Source organism: Puia sp. (genome assembly GCF_035546395.1).
Taxonomy (GTDB): Bacteria; Bacteroidota; Bacteroidia; order Chitinophagales; family Chitinophagaceae; genus Puia.
In genome coordinates this window covers 624,036-641,985 of the sequence record NZ_DASZXR010000019.1, presented here as the reverse complement: position 1 = coordinate 641,985, position 17,950 = coordinate 624,036, and the positions used below count along the sequence as shown (strand labels likewise).

The window sequence follows — 17,950 nt, the reverse complement described above, 5'->3', positions numbered from 1 at the left end:
ACGCATCTTCGTGAGCAAGGCAACTCTTGTTTTTACGGGATGTAATTCAAAGGGGCCTATTTCTCTATATTGGGCAATAAAATAATGGAAGAGATCGACGGATCTTTCGGTTTTGCCTTGCAGGAAACTGTCGACGGAGTAGTTACCGCAGGAATGCGATTGGTTTTTGTTGTAAAATTTGTGCCCGCAGTTTAGACAAATCCACATGGCAATTTTGTACCGAATTTACAGGAAGGTCTTGAATATCTCATGATGGGAAAGTCGTTCCTTAAGCGGAGAGGGGGGATTCGAACTTTAACCTCTTCCGTATTTATTTTCAATTTGTTAGACTCGTGTAGGCTGGATGGGACACCGATTTGCCACCTTGCGATTTAGCGACGGATTTATATAAAGATATTCAAAACTGTATAAATCTGCTAGCGACCATCGGGGCTTCGACAGGCTACTACAATTTAGTGAGGTCTCGGCTCCATCTTCGTGTGCCGGATCATAATAACGGTGATTTGCTTTTGCGATACGTGGTAACTAACCCGATACTTGTAAATTTCCAAAGCCCGATAAGATCCATCATTGTCGAGGCGATATTTGTCTTGGGGGTATTTTTCGGGGTAATCAGCCAGTTCTTTTATAGAGGCTAAGATTTTGGCTCTAACCTTTTCAGCGTTTTTGGGAGAGTCTAGCTTTATGTAGGTGTAGGCTTCTTTTAGTTGAGATTTAGCAAGATTATCGATAACAACCTTCGGCTTAATTTTCACCATGACTTCATTTCCTTTTCTAAGTCTTCAAAGGTGGTATACTCACCGCGACCAACCCGCTCCATAGCTTCGTCCAATTCCTTATTATATTGCTCGACGGTGATATGATCGGGTTGGTCTCTTCGGCCTTTCATGAAGGTCTTAAGTAACTCGACAACGGATTTCTTTTCAGCATCATTGAGCTGCATAAAATAGGCGAACATTTCCCGATCTACTGCGTTTGCCATTTGACCATGTTTTTACAAATTTACTCATTTATTTTATTTGGGGTAGGTAGGTATTATATGAAAACCAGTCAATCACTACTCTATAACTTATTAACAATCAACTATAAATTCAAAATACACGTCGTTAAAATAGGATTGGCAACACCGCAAACAATGCCCCGCGGCTCATGCCTTGCCGTCTCCCAATCTTCATACGCGAGTGTCGCTATATACGTAGGATCACAATAGGCGCGCAGATAGTCGGTGGCACGCTTCTGGGCACATTGGGAATTCAATACTGTGCCTTCTTTGTCCAACTCAATAACGTTCACAAAGATGGCATATACCTGTTCTATAGCGCGAGGCTCCTGACCATAGAGGGAAAGATAATCGATCCCCTCCACCATATAATGCGTACCGTTGGATGGGAAATAGGCAAATGTCCGAAGAGCACCGCTGAAAGACGGGCTTAATTTGTTGGTCATCATCATCGGTTTAAGGTCAACAATATATCGTACTCAAGCGGTTTGTGGACCGGTAGCGTTTTAAAAAATACCCCCCAATCTTTATCTTGTGGAGAATGACATCCTCCGAACAACACCCCTACTTCCCTAGTTGCGATTGGGAAGGCTTCTACAACGACCCACGCGGCAGCCGCCCAAGAGGGGAAATGACCATGACCCTCGATTTTTCCAACGGCCGGGCGAGCGGCGGCGTGTCCGATCCCGTGGGCGTCTACACCTGGTCCGGTACCTATGACACCAGGGCCGAGAGCTGTCAGCTTACGAAGACTTATGTGGGGGCTCATTCAGTAGAATATAGCGGCTATGCGGACGAGAACGGCATCTGAGGAAAATGGACCATCAAAAAATGGCGGGCAGGCGAGTTTCATATTTGGCCAAAGAAGAACGGCGCAGGGGAGGAGAACGCGGAGGCAAAAGAAGCGGTGAGCGTCACGGTCAATGAACTTTTGGCTTGAAAGTAATCCTGAAAATCGTACCTTCCACGCTCCCTTTTCTATGGGTAGACCCTTCAGCGATATTACCCTCTATATTCCTTCACCCCATGCCAACGGCACCCCGGAAAGTCGGGCAGAGACCGGCCTTTTCAACTTCGTCAGCGATCTCTACGTACAGCACATGAAAGGCTACAAGCCACCACGCGCCACGCGCGTAACTATCCAGCCAGCTTACTATGGGGTATGGGACCGCTGCTGGAATTTTGGCTCCATCTTCGCCATTGCTCTCCACCGATCCAGGAAAATTTATTGAGTTTGTTGATAATACGAAGGGGACTTTCTGTCTGGCTTCTCTCTATTTCGAAGGCGAGAATGCCGCTCTATTGGATGATCTCGTGGAAGAGCGGTTCATGAGCTTAGTGTAAGCGATTCTGAAATAAGACTGGTCGGGTTGGGCTTCCAGGTGAGATTGATAATTGGTAGCGATCCGGCACAGTTGCGCCGGATTTTAATTTTATGGAAAATCGGGAGTTTGGAGGGAAAACCGCAATCTTCGCGGGAGGCCCGTTATTGCCTGTTGTAGAGACCCGCAAAGAAAATCCGCCCGTTCATAGTCGCCGCTGCTGCTCTTAGGACGACATGTTGGGGCAATAACTGACCTCTCGCGAAGCGCCAAAGCCGGGTCGGGTGTTGGGCCTGGTTCCGCGGCTGCTCGCCTGCGGCTGCATATTCCGGCGGCGACTTTTTCAATTCGGGTAACACTGTTACCCGAATTCACTTTGTCGACCTTTCCCAAGCCCATTTCCTATTACTGCTGACAACAGTATATCTTGCTGTATACCTTCACGTATACTCAATCCCCCCGGGATGGGGAAGGGGGGCGTCTCCTCAGCAGCTGTACATAACCGTAAAAATCTTATCTATGTCTTTTATGGCAGGTCCAGGTGAACTCTACATCTTGCCAGGCTACGCGGCCTTCTGCCAAGTATTAGTCCTGGATCCTGTCAATTTTTGCAGCCAATGACCAAATAGAATCGTAGACATTCAGGTCTTATACAGTTTTAGTCGAAAAGCAGCTATTTTATTCACTATTAACACGTTATGAATGAATGAGACTTTCGTCGGCATCGACGTTTCCAAGGCTAAGATCGACGCTTTTATCTACGGTAAACAAGCCTACAGACAGTTCAACAATGACTTCAAAGGTTTCGACACGATGATCGCCTGGTTGGTCAAAGTTGATCCAGCGACCGAACTATCCGGAACATTTATTTGCTTTGAGCATACAGGACTTTATTCCCTGCCTCTCGCTACCTATCTTGAAAAAAGGGGAATCCCTTATTCCATGACCTCTCCGCTTCAAATCAAGAAATCGATGGGAATAGCAAGAGGAAAAAATGACCAGGTTGATGCAAGAAGGATCGCCGAATATGCCTTTCGGCACAGGGATATCCTTCAGCCGACAAAATTGCCTTCCAGGGCGATCTTCAAATTGCAACCCTTGCTTACCCTCCGGGACCGTCTCGTAAGGAGCAGGGCCGGATTTGAGTTTACCATAAAAGAGCAAAAGAAGTTTCTGGACGCTGATGATTTCACGGCTTTGTTTGAAACCTACAGTCGGCTCATTGTAAGCCTGAAAATTGAAATAAAGCAGCTGGAGAAGGAAATCAAAGTTCTTATTCAAAGCGACCCTGATATCTGCCGGACCTTCGACCTGATTACCGAAATAAAAGGTGTCGGATTGCTCGTTGGCGCCTATATTATTGCCGCAACCCACAATTTCACACGCTTCCAAGACTGGCGGAAATTTGCTTGCTATGCCGGTATAGCCCCATTCGATTTTCAGTCGGGAACTTCCGTAAAGGGGAAGCCCAGAGTGAACCATATTGCCAATAAGCAGGTAAAGAAGATCCTGCACCTGTGCGCTTTGTGCGCCTCGTCGAAAAATAAGGAAATGGTCCTGTACTATAAAGCTCGGCTGGAAGCTGGCTACAACAAGATGAGTACCCTGAATGCCATCCGAAACAAAATGCTTGCTCGAATTTTCGCCGTCGTGAAAAGACAAACGGAGTATGTAGAGCTCATGAAGCATGTAGCATAAATGCGAACGGCGTATTAGCGTCAGGACAGCCGAATTGTTAATATGCAAAGGAGGGTGAATGCGAAAGTAGGAAAGAGCGCCATTATACCAGCGTTCCTCTATTTTACGCAGCAGGCTATTTTTTGCCCCAAGACTCGCAGTCTCTGCAGTCCATAAATTTGAAAAAGATAGATAAATCATCCTTTTATTTGAGTATTTTCGGATATGGCACTTATATTTTTAGACAAGAGTGAATGCGCCCTATGTGGTAAAGTGTTAAAGGAACATGACGAAATCGTTGCGCTTCCTGCTGCATCTGACACCGCGAATCCGTTATATAAGTACTTTGATCAAGGGTTTCATAAATCGTGTTTCGAGCTTTGGGACAAAAAAGAGGAGGTTCAAGCTATTTTGCAGAAACAGAAAGAGGACTTTGAAAAATCCGATTATTACAAAGAAATGTCATCAAGATACGGCAAACCTAAAAACATCTAGCAATAGGAGACACCTCCGTCTTTGCTCTTTCCATTCTCAAAATAAATTTGGTCAAACATAGAATACTGGGCGCCACCACGCGCACTCAAATTCGGGACTAACCTGAACTGGAAGCCCAAAACTATGCACGAATCCACCCCTATGAGGAACCCCACCGGGAAACCTTCCTCATCCCTCCTTTGATCGGCTCGCTAGTATTTGATCTAATTGAGCAGACAATAGTAGGTTAGTCCGCCAATCTTGGTGAAGGGTATCTTGCCATTGTTCCGCAGGGTCTGTAAGGTCCCGGCTGAGATGCCCAGCATTTTCCTCACTTCATATGACTTAAGCCAGCGTTTGCTGGTCTTGTTCAGATGGCCTTCCAGCATCATTTTTATGTCCATCACCATTTTTGTCCGAAATTCCTCCAGATCCTTTATTGTGACCAGTTGGGAGGGTGAAGGCTTTTGGTCATTATCCATTAAATAAAGTAGTTTACCCATAGGTTCTTTTTAGCCCAATTTACCAAAGGCAGAACCGGGTCTTTCAGTATGGGGAACAGATACGAAAAGATTTTTTAAGGAAATTGGGGCGAAATCAATCCAATTGACTATTTTTCTCAATAATCAATTGATGAAAAAGCTAGTTCTAATAGTAGTTATTCCGCAAGTATTAGGTTGTTCAAGCGGGAGCCCCTTAAAGGAGAAAAATGCAGATAATGGCGCCACGGTTGTATCTTATCCGGCAAGACCCGTAATAAAATACAAGGATAATGGAGACGATACCGGGGACGGAGATTTCGCCTTATCTATCGTTGCTATCTCGGAGACCGACACCATTATAACATATAAGGCGTTATCAACCTCCGAAAACGGAAATTTGGGGTTGGCTCTTGATATTCCTAAAAAGGACGGCGAAAGAGGGTTTGGCCAATCTATTTTATTAAAGAGCATTGGCTCGGAGAGTGATAATTTTATTCGCTTCATGACGAAAGTCTATAATCAAAAACTGGACTCGTCAATCCATTTTTTTAATAAGACTCTATCAGTCGCCTATGTCAATTTGAACACCTTCGCTGGCGCTTTAGGCGCCAATAACCAGTATGATACTGCCGTAAATGAATACAAGCTCTTTTTTGAAGGTCCGAATAAAGATGACTATGCAGAATTATACCTTAATATTAACAAACGAGAAAAAATAATTGAATTTAAAGAGAAGGACCAGGAATATCGACCTCAACTGATTAAGTTCTTCCGGGAATAAATTACTATGGACTTGTTGCAACAATACCTTGAGGGCGATACCCTTCGGGTTTATGAAGAGATCGAGCGCATGGGCTCCGTGGCCTTTGAAAGAGGTAAATTCCGAGAGGTCCGTGCCGTCTTGACCGAAACTATGAACCGGGTCGCGCATAATCTGGATGTGATCTACCGAGCATTGATTGACGAAAGGTATTGTTTTAAAGAAAACCCTCGGCATGATTTTGAAATTCCTCTTCTGGCGCCCAAGTGGGGAACTCAATTCTATATCTATAGACTAGAAGCGGTGGTCAGGAAATTCGGGTATGTCCCCTTGTCACTGAAAGCCTTTTATAAAGTAGTTGGCTCCTGCAATCTCACTTGGGACTATGATACTAATGATATGATCCCCTGGGAAGGTGCTGACCCTTTGCAAATCTGCCCGATAACTGATCTTCTGTCGGAAGCAAAGCAAATGGAGCTTGATGATGATCCTATGGGACTTCAAGTATCGGCAGATTTCTACCATAAGGACAATATCAGCGGTGGTCCTCCCTATAGTGTTGAACTTTCAGAGACTCCCCAGGTGGACAGCCGGTTCCTAGACGAAGAGCATGAGACTACTTTCATCGGCTGTCTTCGGATCGCCTTTGACGGTTGTGGATTTTCCAGGCCTTTCGCCGTTAACGACCAACCAGATTTTGTTAGGTATTGCAAAAGGGTAAGACCGCTGCTTAAACCCATTTAAAAGTTGATTTTTTTATTTTATGCTATGAAATCACTTTCTGTAACTGTAACCGAGGTCGTGGACGGTAGTAGCTACCCGGGCTGGGTAAGGGCTATTTTCAATGACGTAAATGGTAAAGAATGGTCAATAGTTGATAAGACTGTATATTTCGATGTTTATGAAACGCTCTATCCGGATGCTATTTATCCTCAATCCGCACGGATAGAATGCCACATCATTGGTGAACGCTTAGATAAAGACAACAGACTGATATTTACCATCGATATCGGTGCTCCCTTTGGTTTGGAGGCAGAAAATGGAACGACAATATTCGATATATATTCTGAACTAATCGAGGATAATGAATCGACCTAAGCCTAATTGCTCTTAGGTTATATTATCACGCAATATTCTTTCATTTCAGTTCATACTTCGTTCTCAGGATTGTCATGTCCTCACTGACTTTCCTGTCGAGCACCTTTGCATAGTGCTTTGTTGTTTTCAGGTTCCGATGCCCCAACATCTTGCTGACCGACTCGATGGGCACTCCATTGCTAAGAGTGACAGTCGTGGCAAAAGTATGGCGGGCGATATGAAAAGTGAGATTTCGCGGAATTCCACAAACGTCCGCGATTTCCTTCAAATAAGCATTCATCTTCTGGTTACTCAAAACTGGCAGCACTCTGCCGGAATCACAGCAAGGCGGTAAATCCTGGTATTTCTCAACAATTGCCCGCGCCGGCGGAAGTAGGGGAATCCGCGATTGAGTATCGGTTTTCTGTCGGTGGGTGAAAATCCAATAGTTGCCGTCGATACCCTGGGCGATCTGAGAACGCCGTAGTTTCTTCACATCAGCATAGGCTAAGCCGGTGTAACACGAAAACAAAAAGATGTCCCGAACGATATTTAACCGATCCGTCGGGAAAACCTTCGTGCCAATCTCTTCAAGCTCCAGTTCGGTCAGGGCTTCCCGCTCCACTTCCTGCTTGGTCCGCTTGAAGCCGGCAAAGGGGTCCCTGGTCAGCCAACCCTTGCGTATGCACCCATTCACAATTTTCTTAAGATTGCTGATATATTTCAAAGTTGTGTTGTGTGCACAGTTCCGTTGAGTTTTCAACCAAAACTCCAAATCCGCGACAAAATCATAATCCATTCGCCGGATATCAATATCCTCCAGGGTGTACTTCCATTTGATAAATTCACGAACATGGTCCCGGCAGGTGTTATAGCGATCCCGCGTTGCCGGACAAAATTCTTTCCCAGCCCGGATGAGTGCAGCCATCTGGTCATTGTGCTGCCGAAACACCTCAAGGAGTAGACGGACCGGCTCGGTGAGTCCAAGCCACTTTTCACGGAAATTCGAAAAATTGAGGGTGACGGTATCCATCACCATTTCCCGCTCCATCTGCAAGACTTTGCTCGATAGGGTATCCAAGTACAAATTCAGTTGCCGGGCCTGGGTAGTGTTTCCTTTCAACCGCCCGGCAGCGGCGGACCATTGCGCGGGATCGACGAACCGTTGGATGCTTTGCTCAAGACGCTGCCCATTGACGGTGATACGCATGTAGACGGGAGCCAGGCCGCCGCTGGTTTTTTTGGATTTGCGGGCATAAAAGAGGGTGCTCATGCGATGTTCCATGTTCCACTGATTTTTGGTTTTTGAATCGGTTTTGCGTCCGTCACCAAAAGCGGCTGATCTTTAGGAATTGCAGGCCAGGAGGGCGTCTTGCTCGATTCGGTGCACCAAAATTCCGATATAGAACGAGGCACCGAATCAGGCTCCATGAACCTTGAAATCCTTTAGATCAACTTGTAGTGGAAAAATTCAAAAGGGCCCGTAGAACCAGCGTCTTACGAGCCCTTGAAGGCATTTGAAAATAATCTTAGCGGAGAGGGAGGGATTAGCTGCGCCCGCTATCGCGGTGCTCGCTGATCCCTTAGGGGAGGGGCTTAAGACTTTATCATTGGACCTTCAGGCGGCTTTCAGCCGCCTTCGTTTTTTGTTCTCCGCATCCGCTGCGAGCAGAGGTCGCGCGTCTGCTCCGAACAAAAAACCCGCAGCTATCGCTGCGGGTCCAATAATGAAGTCTTGCGGAGAGGGAGGGATTCGAACCCTCGATACAAGTTTAAGCTCGTATAACGGTTTAGCAAACCGGCCCTTTCGGCCACTCAGGCACCTCTCCGAAGGGACCATTCCGCCTGAACCGGGGATTGACCCGGCTTTCGAAATGGGAGGCAAAAATAAAGATTTATTGCGGTTTGGCCCAAAATGAGGGCGGGTTTTTTGTTTTTTGGGGTCCACGGCGGGCGCCGCTCCGGGGGAGTGTGGGGGCCATGGGCGGGGAATGGGCTGCGCGGGCGCGGACGTGGGCGCGGGCGTGGGACGAAAGAAAAACCCATCCCGGCAGGGGGATGGGCGATGTATCCTTGGGTCTATAAGCAAAGGCGGTGTCACATGGCGGCATTTAAATGGCGACATTACATGGCGGCGAGCTGGACTTTCTGTTGCAATTCCATCACGTTCTCGCGGAAGAGGCTGTCCGTGTCCATCAAATCTTTTACGGTCTGGCAGGAGTGGATGACAGTGGTATGGTCACGGCCGCCGAAGTGTTCGCCGATGGTCTTGAGAGAATTTTTGGTGAAGGCTTTGGCCAGGTACATAGTGATCTGCCTCGCCTGAACGATCTCTCGCTTGCGGGTTTTTTGCAGTAATTTATCATAAGAGACATCGAAATATTCACATACCATGCGCTGTATGGTTTCGATAGTAATTTCCTTACTGCTAGTTTTCACGAAATTACGGAGCACCTTCTTTGCCAATTCCAGGTCTATTTCCCTCTTATTCAGCGAAGATTGTGCCAAAAGAGAGATCAATGCCCCTTCGAGCTCGCGTACGTTCGTGTTGATATTATAGGCAAGATACTTGACTACTTCCTTTGGCATTTCGAGGCCGTCATTCTTCATCTTCCGCTCGAGGATATCGATGCGTACATCGTAGTCGGGCACCTGGAGGTCGGCGCTGAGGCCCCAGCGGAAACGGCTGAGGAGACGCTCCTGCAGACCGTCGAGATCCTTTGGCGGCTTGTCCGAGGAGAGGATCAGCTGCTTGCCGGACTGATGGAGATGGTTGAAGATGGCGAAAAAGGCATCCTGGGATTTTTCGGCCCGGCTGAAGAACTGAACGTCGTCGATGATGAGGACGTCCACCAGCTGGTAGAAATGGATGAAGTCGTTGATCGCGTTATTGCGGCTGTGGTCGACGAACTGGTTGATGAACTTCTCCGAGCTTACATATAATACCACCTTATTCTGATGCAGACGCTTTACCTCGTTGCCGATGGCCTGGGCCAGGTGCGTCTTGCCGAGACCGACGCCGCCATAGATGACCAGGGGATTGAAGGAGTTGGCGCCCGGCTTTTCGGCGACCGTCTTTCCTGCCCGGCGTGCAACGCGGTTGCAATCTCCCTCGACAAAAGAGTCGAACGTGTACACGGGGTTGAGCTGCGCGTCGATCTGCATCTTCTTGAGCCCCGGGATCACGAAGGGATTCTTGACGGGATTATTTATTATGAGGGGAAAATCCATTTCGTTGTTGGAAAAGGTTTTGTACCCATGAGCCGGAACGTCCATTGTCAAGGGCTTGTTCTGGTGATTGCCGCTATCAACCATGATCCGGTATTCCAGCATCGCATCCTTTCCCAATATCCGTCTCAGGGTCTTTGCTAATAAATTTACATAGTGTTCTTCGAGGTACTCATAAAAGAACTGGCTTGGGACCTGGATCACCAGGACGTTGTTCTTCAATTCAACAGGCTTAATCGGCTCGAACCACGTTTTATAATGCTGCCACTCTACGATATCCTTGATTATCTCCAAGCAACTACTCCAAACTTTGTCAAACGTTTTTGCCATTATTCAGTAACCAATTTTTATGCCGATTTAAGAATTGTAGTTTCTAAAATGTTCTAAGGAATCGGATTCTAAAAAGTTGCGCAGGGCGGCGAATATCAAAACTTTTCGGGAAACAAAAAATTTTTTATTCACTTGTTTTTTTTGCTGTGAATACAGTTTTGTCATTGGAAAAAACCGATTCATTTTTTTTCTACAAAACCTATGTCCCGCTTGCGTGAGATGACAGTGACGCAACGCTGATCCGACACTCATCCGAGGTCTTTTTCATTCTCTACAAAACCATTTCTTTTGGACTTATTAACATCGATGCGGGTTGGAAGCGATTGCAGGGCAACCACCTCCTCGAGGCATAGAACGACAGTAGTAGTGGATCCAGGCGTAATACGGCAGTTGACCCTGCCGGGATGTTTTAAACCTACCTTGTATGAAGAAGGAAGACGTGAGCTTCGATGTGAACGAACCTTTCTTCATATATGTAGAGTTTGTTGTGAGGTGATTGAAGATACAAATAATTTAATTGCCTTTTCGAATCCGAGAATCTTTTTTTAAAAGATAGACCCCAAGATTTTCAAACTATTTTTTTTCGGTTTCATCCCTTTTCCAGCACTATTCGGGATGAAGATTATATCTCAAACAGGCAGAAGTATTTATACTAATTTTGCCCGGACATGCAACAAACTCTTCAATTGAAATTACTTCCGGCGGAAGCGGCCGACGACAGCGTGCTCCGGGAGTATATCGCCCGGGTTACTGCAAGACGGGTGGAAGAGATCAACGGATATCAATTGATCAAGCGATCGATCGATGCGAGAGGCCGCCAGCCGCATATTCTCCTAGCGGTGAAGGTATTCATCAATGAACCGTTCCACGAGGAGCCGTTGGAGACCATCGCTTTTCCCGACGTGTCGAAGGCGGACCGGCAGGTGGTGATCGTCGGCGCGGGTCCGGCGGGGCTTTTTGCGGCGCTGCGCCTCATCGGGAAAGGCATCCGGCCCGTGTTGCTCGAGAGAGGAAAGGACGTCCGGGCACGGCGCCGGGATCTCGCCGCGCTGAACAAGGAGGGAGTGATCAACCCGGAAAGCAATTATTGTTTTGGCGAAGGCGGAGCGGGAACATACAGCGACGGCAAGCTGTACACCCGAAGCAACAAGCGAGGCGATATCCGGCGTATCCTCCAGCTGCTGGTCCAGTTTGGCGCCGACGCGTCGATCCTGGTGGATGCGCATCCACATATCGGCACCAACAAGCTGCCGCATATCATCCAGGCCATGCGTCAACAGATCATCGATGCCGGCGGTGTTTTTCTCTTTGGAAAAAAGGTTGTAGACTTTCTTCTACATGACGGGCATATCCGTGCGGTACGGACCGCAGACGGCGAAACCTTCGACGGCGAAGCCGTTGTGCTGGCGACGGGTCACTCCGCAAGAGATATCTTCACGCTCCTCCATGATAAGCATATCCTGATCGAGGCGAAGCCTTTTGCGCTTGGTGTACGCATCGAGCATCCACAGGAGCTGATCGATCGCATTCAATACCGGACGCTCTCGCCTCTTCTTCCACCGGCCGCATACAGCCTCGTGGAACAAGTCGACCACAGGGGTGTTTTCTCCTTTTGTATGTGTCCCGGCGGTATTATTGCACCGGCGGCGACGGCCGATGGGGAAGTCGTCGTCAACGGTTGGTCTCCGTCCCGCCGGAACAATCCTTACGCCAACTCCGGCATCGTCGTGAGCGTCGGCGAAAAGGACATGGCGCCGTGGAACAATAAGGGACCGCTGGCGGGACTTGCGTTTCAGCAGAGCGTGGAACAAAAAGCATTCAGGGCAGGGGGTGGTCAATTCGTAGCCCCTGCGCAACGAATGGCCGATTTTGTTACGCGCCGGGTCTCGGCCGATCTGCCTTCCTGTTCGTATCTGCCGGGAATCCACTCCGTGTCATTGGAAAACGTGCTGCCAGGGACTATCTTTGAGGATCTGCGCAGGGGTTTTAAAGCATTTGGAGACAAAATGCGAGGATATCTTACGAATGAAGCCGTTATAGTGGCCACCGAGTCGCGGACCTCTTCCCCCGTGCGCATCCCGAGAGATCCCGTGACCCTGCGTCATCCGCAGATCGGCAATCTTTTCCCATGCGGAGAAGGGGCCGGATATGCGGGGGGAATCGTCAGTGCCGCGATGGATGGGGAACGGGTCGCGGATCAGATAGCAGATATGTAATATTTAATAAGACCCTGCGACAAACTTTCCGACAAGACTAAATGACATCTATGAATATCCTGGAAGTAAAGGACCTCCAAAAGACCTTTGCGACGCAGATCGCGGTCGACAAGATCAGTTTCCAGTTGGAGAAGGGCTCCATCTTCGGTCTGTTGGGACCGAACGGCGCGGGCAAGACGACGCTGATCCGGATGATCACGGGCATTTTCTACCCTGATGCGGGGGAGATACTCTTCGAGGGCAAACCCTTCGACCCGATGAACGACATTCTCCGGATCGGCTACATGCCGGAGGAACGAGGGCTCTATAAAAAGATGAAGATCGGCGAGCAGGCGCTCTATCTTGCCCAGCTGAAAGGCCTGAGCCGGAGCGAGGCCCTGCAAAGAGCAAAGGAATGGTTCGTCAAGTTCGAGATGCAGAGCTGGTGGAACAAAAAGGTGGAAGACCTGAGCAAGGGCATGGGGCAGAAGTTGCAATTCGTCACCACGGTGATGCATGAGCCCCGGCTGATCATCCTCGACGAACCTTTCAGCGGACTCGATCCCGTCAACTCGAATCTTATCAAGGACGAGATCTACTCCCTCGCGCGGAAGGGCGCGACCATTGTCTTCAGCACGCACCGGATGGAGCAGGTAGAGGAGATCTGCGATCATATCATCCTGGTGAACCGCGGACAGAAGATACTCGATGGAACGGTCGGCGGCGTGAAACAACAATTCAAGGAGAACCTTTTCCGGATCGGGCTGGAGCGCCCCCTGACCGGAGAAGACCTTAAGACTGCCGACGCATCGGACGCATTTACCGTAGTGGGCCGGGCAGACGGCCAGCTGGTGGTGAAGATCGCCGAGGGACACCGGCCGAATGACGTGCTTAGCTGGTTCATCCGGAAAGGCGAGGGAATCACCTCCTTTGTCGAGATACTACCATCCCTGAACGATATTTTTATCCGGCTGGTCGAGGGTACCCCCCTTGCCAGGCAATTCCAACGCTTATGAGCAATAACAAGATCTGGCTGATCACGCGGCGGGAATACCTGACCCGCGTTCGTAACAGGACTTTCCTGCTTTCCACTTTCCTTTTCCCGCTGGTGATCATTCTTTTTATCGCGGGCTCGGTCATGATCGCCACGCAGACCCATACCCATCATAAGATCGCGGTCGTGGATGCGAATGGGTATTTTAAGGACTATCTGCGGAGCGACAGCTCCCTGAGCTTCGATTTCTCCCCGGGGATCGACACGCTGAACTATGCCGATCGGGGCAATACGGCGGTGCTGATCATTCCCCCGCTGCCGGAGGACAACGTTACGATCTACCGGCTGAAATTCAAAAAGCAATTGGGGCCGGCGGCGAAAGACGATCTCGAGAACCGTGTCAACAACGCCATCACCGATCATCTGATCTATGAGAAGACCTCGGTCAGCCGCATCCAGCTGGACACGCTGCGAAGCCGGTCGAAGATCGCCGCGTTGAGAACCTTTGACGACAATGACAAGAAGGCAAGGGCTTCGAACCAGAATGCGGCCGGCGCTATCGGCTATGTCTGCGCCATCCTGATCTATATGCTCACCTTTATATATGGAGCGATGGTGATGCGAGGTGTAATGGAAGAAAAGACCAACCGGATCGCGGAGGTGGTGGTCAGCTCGGTGAAGCCTTTTCAGCTGATGATGGGGAAGATCACGGGTATCGGCGCCGTGGGTCTGACGCAGTTCCTTTTATGGATCGTGCTGCTGGTTGGTCTGTCCTTCCTGGCCCAGGCCTTTATCCCGCCCTCCGTCGGAAAGGAGATCATGCAACTGCAGCAGGCCAACGCCATGGGGAACGCCGGCAACGCTATCAAGGTGAGCGAGGGCGCCAACAGGATCTATGAGTTTCAGAGTGCGATGAGTGCCGCTAACCTGGGACTGACGATATTCTGTTTCCTCTTCTATTTTATCGGCGGCTATCTTTTCTACTCTGCCTTGTTCGCCGCCATCGGCAGCGCCGTCAATGAAGACCCCCAGGAGGCGCAGTCGCTGATGATGCCCGTTACCCTGCCGATCGTTTTTTCTTTCTTTGTCGCGACGGTCGCCTTGCAGGATCCGACTGGCCCACTTGCGGTGTGGGCCAGCATCATCCCGTTCAGCAGTCCGATCGTGATGACGGGGCGTATCCCCTTCGGTGTGCCCGGAACCGTTCCCTGGTGGCAGCTGGGACTCTCGATGGTCTCGCTGGTGGCGGGGTTCCTGGTGACGGTATGGCTGGCGGGGAAGATCTATCGCACAGGCATCCTCATGTATGGTAAGAAGCCTACGTGGAAGACGATGTGGAAATGGGCATTCCATAAGTAGATCCAGGTCCCCGGGACGACCGATGGATGAATGGTAAAAAAAGCCGGGAGTTCGGTGCAACATTCCGGTCCCTGCTGCGTACTTTTATACGAAGGATGTCGTAAAGGCATCCGGCAGGCATTATAATCAGATAGATTTTAAGCCTCATGTGTAGTAGAAAAACGGGGTTGTTCTCAACCCCGTTTCCAATTAATGGGCGTCAAGCATTCGTAAGAGGGGAAATTCACCGTTGGCAGAATCGTCATCGGTCGCTTCGGGAGTAAATTCGACATTGACCCTTACCGGGGTCTTTTCGCGGATGGAAATATTCCTCTTTTTGTAAGACTGATATCCTTTCTTATTGAATTCGACGGTGACCTGCAAACCCGGAAGCTCGGGGAAGCGGAAATAGCCGTCGGAATCGGTCAGGACTTCTTTGAGATTGTTGGTGCCGGGAATGAATGCGGAAACGGTGACGCCGGGGAGCGGCTTTTTCGTGACGGCATCGGTAACGTAGCCGTTCAGCACGCCTTCCAGCTTACCGGTGCCTGTACCGGCTCTCGCCATCAAGGCCAGGGGAGCCATCAGCAGTAGGAGTAATATTTTCCTGAAGGTGCCCATAAGTCAGTTTTCCCGATACTAATTTAGCTCAATTTTTGCAGCCGGGCAAATTGGGCTATCGGGGTAAATGGGGATTTTCGGGAGCGCGCGGATCAGGATTCGCCCAGGTCGATCTCGGTGTTGTCCCCGATATTGAGGCTGCGGGATTCGCCTTTTACCTCGGTGTCGCTGCCGATCAGGGAGTGGGTAAGGACGATATCATAGAGGTCGGCGAAGCTGCCGATGATGGAATCTTTCAGGATGGAATAATTGACCCGGGTCTTTTCCCCGATGGCGACATTGGGACCTACGATGGAGTTGCGGATATCGCAGCCGGGGGCGATACTGACGGGCTGGATGATGATGGTGTTCTCGAACTGGTGCTCCGGCGCGATGGTCCCGCCGAACTTCTTTAGCAGCTTGGCATTGGACTCGAGCAGCGTCTCCTTCTTACCGCAGTCGAACCAGTTCTGCACTTTGAAGGCCCGGAACTTTACGTTATTGCGGATCATGCATTCGATGGCGTCGGTGAGATTGTATTCGCCATAGCTGGTGACCTGGTTGCGTATGTTGGTTTCCAGGCAATTGAACAGCACGTCGGTCTCGCGGATGCGATAGATGCCAACCAGGGCCATATTCGACTTGGGGATCTGGGGCTTCTCCACTACCCTTTCGATCTGGCCGTCATCGGCCAGTTCGGCTACCCCGAAATTGCGGGGATCGTCGACCCTTTTTACGCCTAATAACGAATGGGGTTGGTTGAGTATGTCCTTTACATCATATTCGCAAATAGTATCGCCGAGCACGATGAACACTTCGTCGTCGCCGACGATACTGCGGGTGAGTAATACGGCATGGCCGATGCCCTGGCGTTCGTTCTGGTATACGAAATGAGCCGTGAGCTGGGGATATTTTTGCCGGACGAAGTCCTGGATCTTCTCGCCGAGATAGCCTACGATGAAGATGAACTCGGTGATGCCGGCTTCCATCAGCTGGTCGACGATGATGGAGAGGATGGTCTTGCCGGCTAAAGGGATCAAAGCCTTGGGTTGCGTGTACGTATGGGGACGTAATTTTGTTCCAGCGCCTGCTACGGGAATGATCGCTTTCATGTCGTATGATAGAACAGGGCTCCGCCCGGTTCAGAGCGTAAAATAGTGAAAATTATTCTTTTTGACCTATTTTTGCGCCATGCAAAACGATACCTTGGTCTTTGATCTCATCCGGAAAGAATTGGAACGTCAGCGTCATGGAATTGAATTGATCGCTTCCGAGAACTTTACCTCATCGGCCGTTATGCAGGCGATGGGGACCGTGCTTACCAATAAATATGCGGAGGGCTATCCCGGACGCAGATATTATGGTGGGTGTGAGATCGTCGACCAGGTAGAGCAGCTGGCAATCGACCGGCTCAGGCAGATCTTCGGCTGTGAATATGCGAACGTTCAACCGCATAGCGGCGCCCAGGCCAATGCGGCGCTTCTGTTGGCCCTTATTCAGCCCGGCGACACGATCCTGGGTCTGGACCTGAGCATGGGCGGTCACCTTACCCATGGTTCCCCGGTGAACTTTTCCGGGAAGCTCTATCGTCCCGTGTTCTATGGTGTAAAGAAAGAGGACCGCCGGGTAGATTACGACATGATGGAGACCGTGGCCAGGAAGGAAAAACCGAAGGTGATCATCTGCGGGGCCAGTGCCTATAGCCGGGACTGGGACTATGCCCGCATCCGGGCGATCGCGGACAGCGTCGGGGCTTTTGTGATGTGCGATATGGCGCATCCGGCGGGGCTTATCGCCAAGGGCCTGCTCAACTCGCCCTTCGACCATTGTCATTTTGTGACCTCCACGACGCATAAGACGCTTCGCGGTCCGCGCGGCGGCATCATCCTGATGAAGAAGGATTTCGACAACCCGTTCGGGCTGAAAGACGTCAAAGGCAATATCCGCCCGATGAGCAATCTCATCGATATGGCGGTATTCCCGGGAACCCAGGGTGGTCCGCTGGAGCATGTGATCGCAGCCAAGGCCGTTGCATTTGGGGAGATCCTCTCTGACGATTTCACGGTGTATGCGAAACAGGTGATCTCCAATGCCCAGGCGATGGCGAAGGCGTTTCTTTCGAAGGGGTATAATATCGTTTCCGGAGGCACGGACAATCACCTGTTGCTGATCGATCTGCGGAATAAGGATATCAGCGGAAAGAAGGCGGAGATCGCGCTGGGTAAGGCGAAGATCACGGTGAATAAGAATATGGTCCCCTTTGATGATAAGAGTGCTTTTATCACTTCGGGCATTCGCGTCGGCGTGCCGGCGATCACGACCCGGGGGATGAAGGAGGCGCATATGGCGACCGTGGTGGAGATGATCGATGCCGCGCTTGTGAATGCGGAGAAGGACGATGTGCTGGCGTCGATGCGGGGGGATGTGAATGCGTTTATGAAACAGTTCCCATTGTATCCAGAACTTTAAGTGT

19 protein-coding genes and 1 tRNA gene are annotated in these 17,950 nt (G+C 49.8%); 11 read left to right on the top strand and 9 right to left on the bottom strand.

Features of this window, described 5'->3' with window-relative positions; translation table 11 throughout:
- Positions 1-452: 452 nt before the first annotated feature.
- The 3 genes from VHE34_RS31255 to VHE34_RS29075 all read right to left on the bottom strand — a co-directional run bounded on the left by VHE34_RS31255 (position 453) and on the right by VHE34_RS29075 (position 1,452).
- Positions 453-758 (bottom strand): type II toxin-antitoxin system RelE/ParE family toxin, encoded by a 306-nt coding sequence (locus VHE34_RS31255; RefSeq protein ID WP_414709929.1) that lies wholly within the window; start codon positions 756-758, stop codon positions 453-455.
- Positions 752-982, bottom strand: coding sequence for a hypothetical protein (locus tag VHE34_RS29080; protein WP_325594695.1), 231 nt, complete (start codon positions 980-982; stop codon positions 752-754). Before VHE34_RS29080 ends, VHE34_RS31255 begins: the two co-directional genes overlap by 7 nt.
- A 101-nt stretch (positions 983-1,083) precedes the next feature.
- On the bottom strand, positions 1,084-1,452 hold the full coding sequence (locus VHE34_RS29075; RefSeq protein ID WP_325594693.1) for a DUF7677 family protein: 369 nt from the start codon (positions 1,450-1,452) through the stop codon (positions 1,084-1,086).
- A gap of 89 nt (positions 1,453-1,541) precedes the next feature.
- Here VHE34_RS29075 and VHE34_RS29070 point away from each other — a divergent pair, with 89 nt between their 5' ends.
- The 4 genes from VHE34_RS29070 (at position 1,542) to VHE34_RS29055 (ending at position 4,494) form a co-directional block, all read left to right on the top strand.
- On the top strand, positions 1,542-1,811 hold the full coding sequence (locus VHE34_RS29070; protein ID WP_325594691.1) for a hypothetical protein: 270 nt from the start codon (positions 1,542-1,544) through the stop codon (positions 1,809-1,811).
- A gap of 169 nt (positions 1,812-1,980) precedes the next feature.
- Positions 1,981-2,232 (top strand): hypothetical protein, encoded by a 252-nt coding sequence (locus VHE34_RS29065; RefSeq protein WP_325594689.1) that lies wholly within the window; start codon positions 1,981-1,983, stop codon positions 2,230-2,232.
- A gap of 792 nt (positions 2,233-3,024) precedes the next feature.
- Positions 3,025-4,020: a transposase gene (locus VHE34_RS29060; protein WP_325594687.1), complete on the top strand. Its 996-nt coding sequence runs from the start codon at positions 3,025-3,027 to the stop codon at positions 4,018-4,020.
- Between the two features lie 204 nt (positions 4,021-4,224).
- Positions 4,225-4,494 (top strand): hypothetical protein, encoded by a 270-nt coding sequence (locus tag VHE34_RS29055; RefSeq protein WP_325594685.1) that lies wholly within the window; start codon positions 4,225-4,227, stop codon positions 4,492-4,494.
- Between the two features lie 203 nt (positions 4,495-4,697).
- On the opposite strand, the gene VHE34_RS29050 is transcribed toward VHE34_RS29055, so the two are convergent.
- Complete coding sequence (locus VHE34_RS29050) at positions 4,698-4,976, bottom strand: helix-turn-helix domain-containing protein (RefSeq protein ID WP_325594681.1); 279 nt, start codon at positions 4,974-4,976, stop codon at positions 4,698-4,700.
- Between the two features lie 130 nt (positions 4,977-5,106).
- Between VHE34_RS29050 and VHE34_RS29045 the strand changes: the two genes are divergently transcribed.
- The 3 genes from VHE34_RS29045 to VHE34_RS29035 are packed head-to-tail and all read left to right on the top strand — an operon-like array spanning position 5,107 to position 6,813.
- The gene (locus tag VHE34_RS29045; RefSeq protein ID WP_325594679.1) at positions 5,107-5,736 is read left to right on the top strand and encodes a hypothetical protein; all 630 of its coding nucleotides are present in this window, start codon (positions 5,107-5,109) and stop codon (positions 5,734-5,736) included.
- Positions 5,737-5,742: 6 nt separating this feature from the next.
- Positions 5,743-6,459: a hypothetical protein gene (locus VHE34_RS29040; protein WP_325594677.1), complete on the top strand. Its 717-nt coding sequence runs from the start codon at positions 5,743-5,745 to the stop codon at positions 6,457-6,459.
- A gap of 24 nt (positions 6,460-6,483) precedes the next feature.
- On the top strand, positions 6,484-6,813 hold the full coding sequence (locus tag VHE34_RS29035) for a hypothetical protein (RefSeq protein ID WP_325594675.1): 330 nt from the start codon (positions 6,484-6,486) through the stop codon (positions 6,811-6,813).
- A 40-nt stretch (positions 6,814-6,853) separates the two neighbouring features.
- Here VHE34_RS29035 and VHE34_RS29030 read toward each other — a convergent pair whose 3' ends face one another.
- From VHE34_RS29030 to dnaA, 3 genes are all read right to left on the bottom strand, one after another.
- On the bottom strand, positions 6,854-8,077 hold the full coding sequence (locus VHE34_RS29030) for a site-specific integrase (RefSeq protein ID WP_325594673.1): 1,224 nt from the start codon (positions 8,075-8,077) through the stop codon (positions 6,854-6,856).
- Between the two features lie 453 nt (positions 8,078-8,530).
- Positions 8,531-8,621, bottom strand: a tRNA-Ser gene (locus VHE34_RS29025).
- A 295-nt stretch (positions 8,622-8,916) separates the two neighbouring features.
- Positions 8,917-10,350, bottom strand: coding sequence for a chromosomal replication initiator protein DnaA (gene dnaA, locus VHE34_RS29020; protein ID WP_325594671.1), 1,434 nt, complete (start codon positions 10,348-10,350; stop codon positions 8,917-8,919).
- 668 nt (positions 10,351-11,018) lie between these two features.
- On the opposite strand from dnaA, the gene VHE34_RS29015 reads away from it, so the two are divergent.
- From VHE34_RS29015 to VHE34_RS29005, 3 genes are read left to right on the top strand one after another with little or no spacing between them, the layout of a single operon-like run.
- The gene (locus tag VHE34_RS29015) at positions 11,019-12,566 is read left to right on the top strand and encodes an NAD(P)/FAD-dependent oxidoreductase (RefSeq protein ID WP_325594669.1); all 1,548 of its coding nucleotides are present in this window, start codon (positions 11,019-11,021) and stop codon (positions 12,564-12,566) included.
- Between the two features lie 50 nt (positions 12,567-12,616).
- Positions 12,617-13,561, top strand: a complete 945-nt coding sequence (locus tag VHE34_RS29010) for an ATP-binding cassette domain-containing protein (RefSeq protein ID WP_325594667.1) — start codon at positions 12,617-12,619, stop codon at positions 13,559-13,561.
- Positions 13,558-14,898 (top strand): ABC transporter permease, encoded by a 1,341-nt coding sequence (locus VHE34_RS29005; protein ID WP_325594665.1) that lies wholly within the window; start codon positions 13,558-13,560, stop codon positions 14,896-14,898. The genes VHE34_RS29010 and VHE34_RS29005 overlap by 4 nt, the downstream gene beginning before the upstream one ends.
- A gap of 189 nt (positions 14,899-15,087) precedes the next feature.
- Here the strand turns inward: VHE34_RS29005 and VHE34_RS29000 are convergent, their stop codons facing one another.
- Both VHE34_RS29000 and VHE34_RS28995 read right to left on the bottom strand, forming a co-directional pair.
- Positions 15,088-15,498 carry a carboxypeptidase-like regulatory domain-containing protein gene (locus tag VHE34_RS29000; RefSeq protein ID WP_325594663.1) on the bottom strand — a complete coding sequence of 137 codons (411 nt, stop codon included), beginning with the start codon at positions 15,496-15,498 and terminating at the stop codon, positions 15,088-15,090.
- A 92-nt stretch (positions 15,499-15,590) separates the two neighbouring features.
- Positions 15,591-16,589: a sugar phosphate nucleotidyltransferase gene (locus VHE34_RS28995; protein ID WP_325594661.1), complete on the bottom strand. Its 999-nt coding sequence runs from the start codon at positions 16,587-16,589 to the stop codon at positions 15,591-15,593.
- 79 nt (positions 16,590-16,668) lie between these two features.
- On the opposite strand from VHE34_RS28995, the gene glyA reads away from it, so the two are divergent.
- Positions 16,669-17,946: a serine hydroxymethyltransferase gene (glyA, locus tag VHE34_RS28990; protein WP_325594659.1), complete on the top strand. Its 1,278-nt coding sequence runs from the start codon at positions 16,669-16,671 to the stop codon at positions 17,944-17,946.
- Positions 17,947-17,950: the final 4 nt, after the last annotated feature.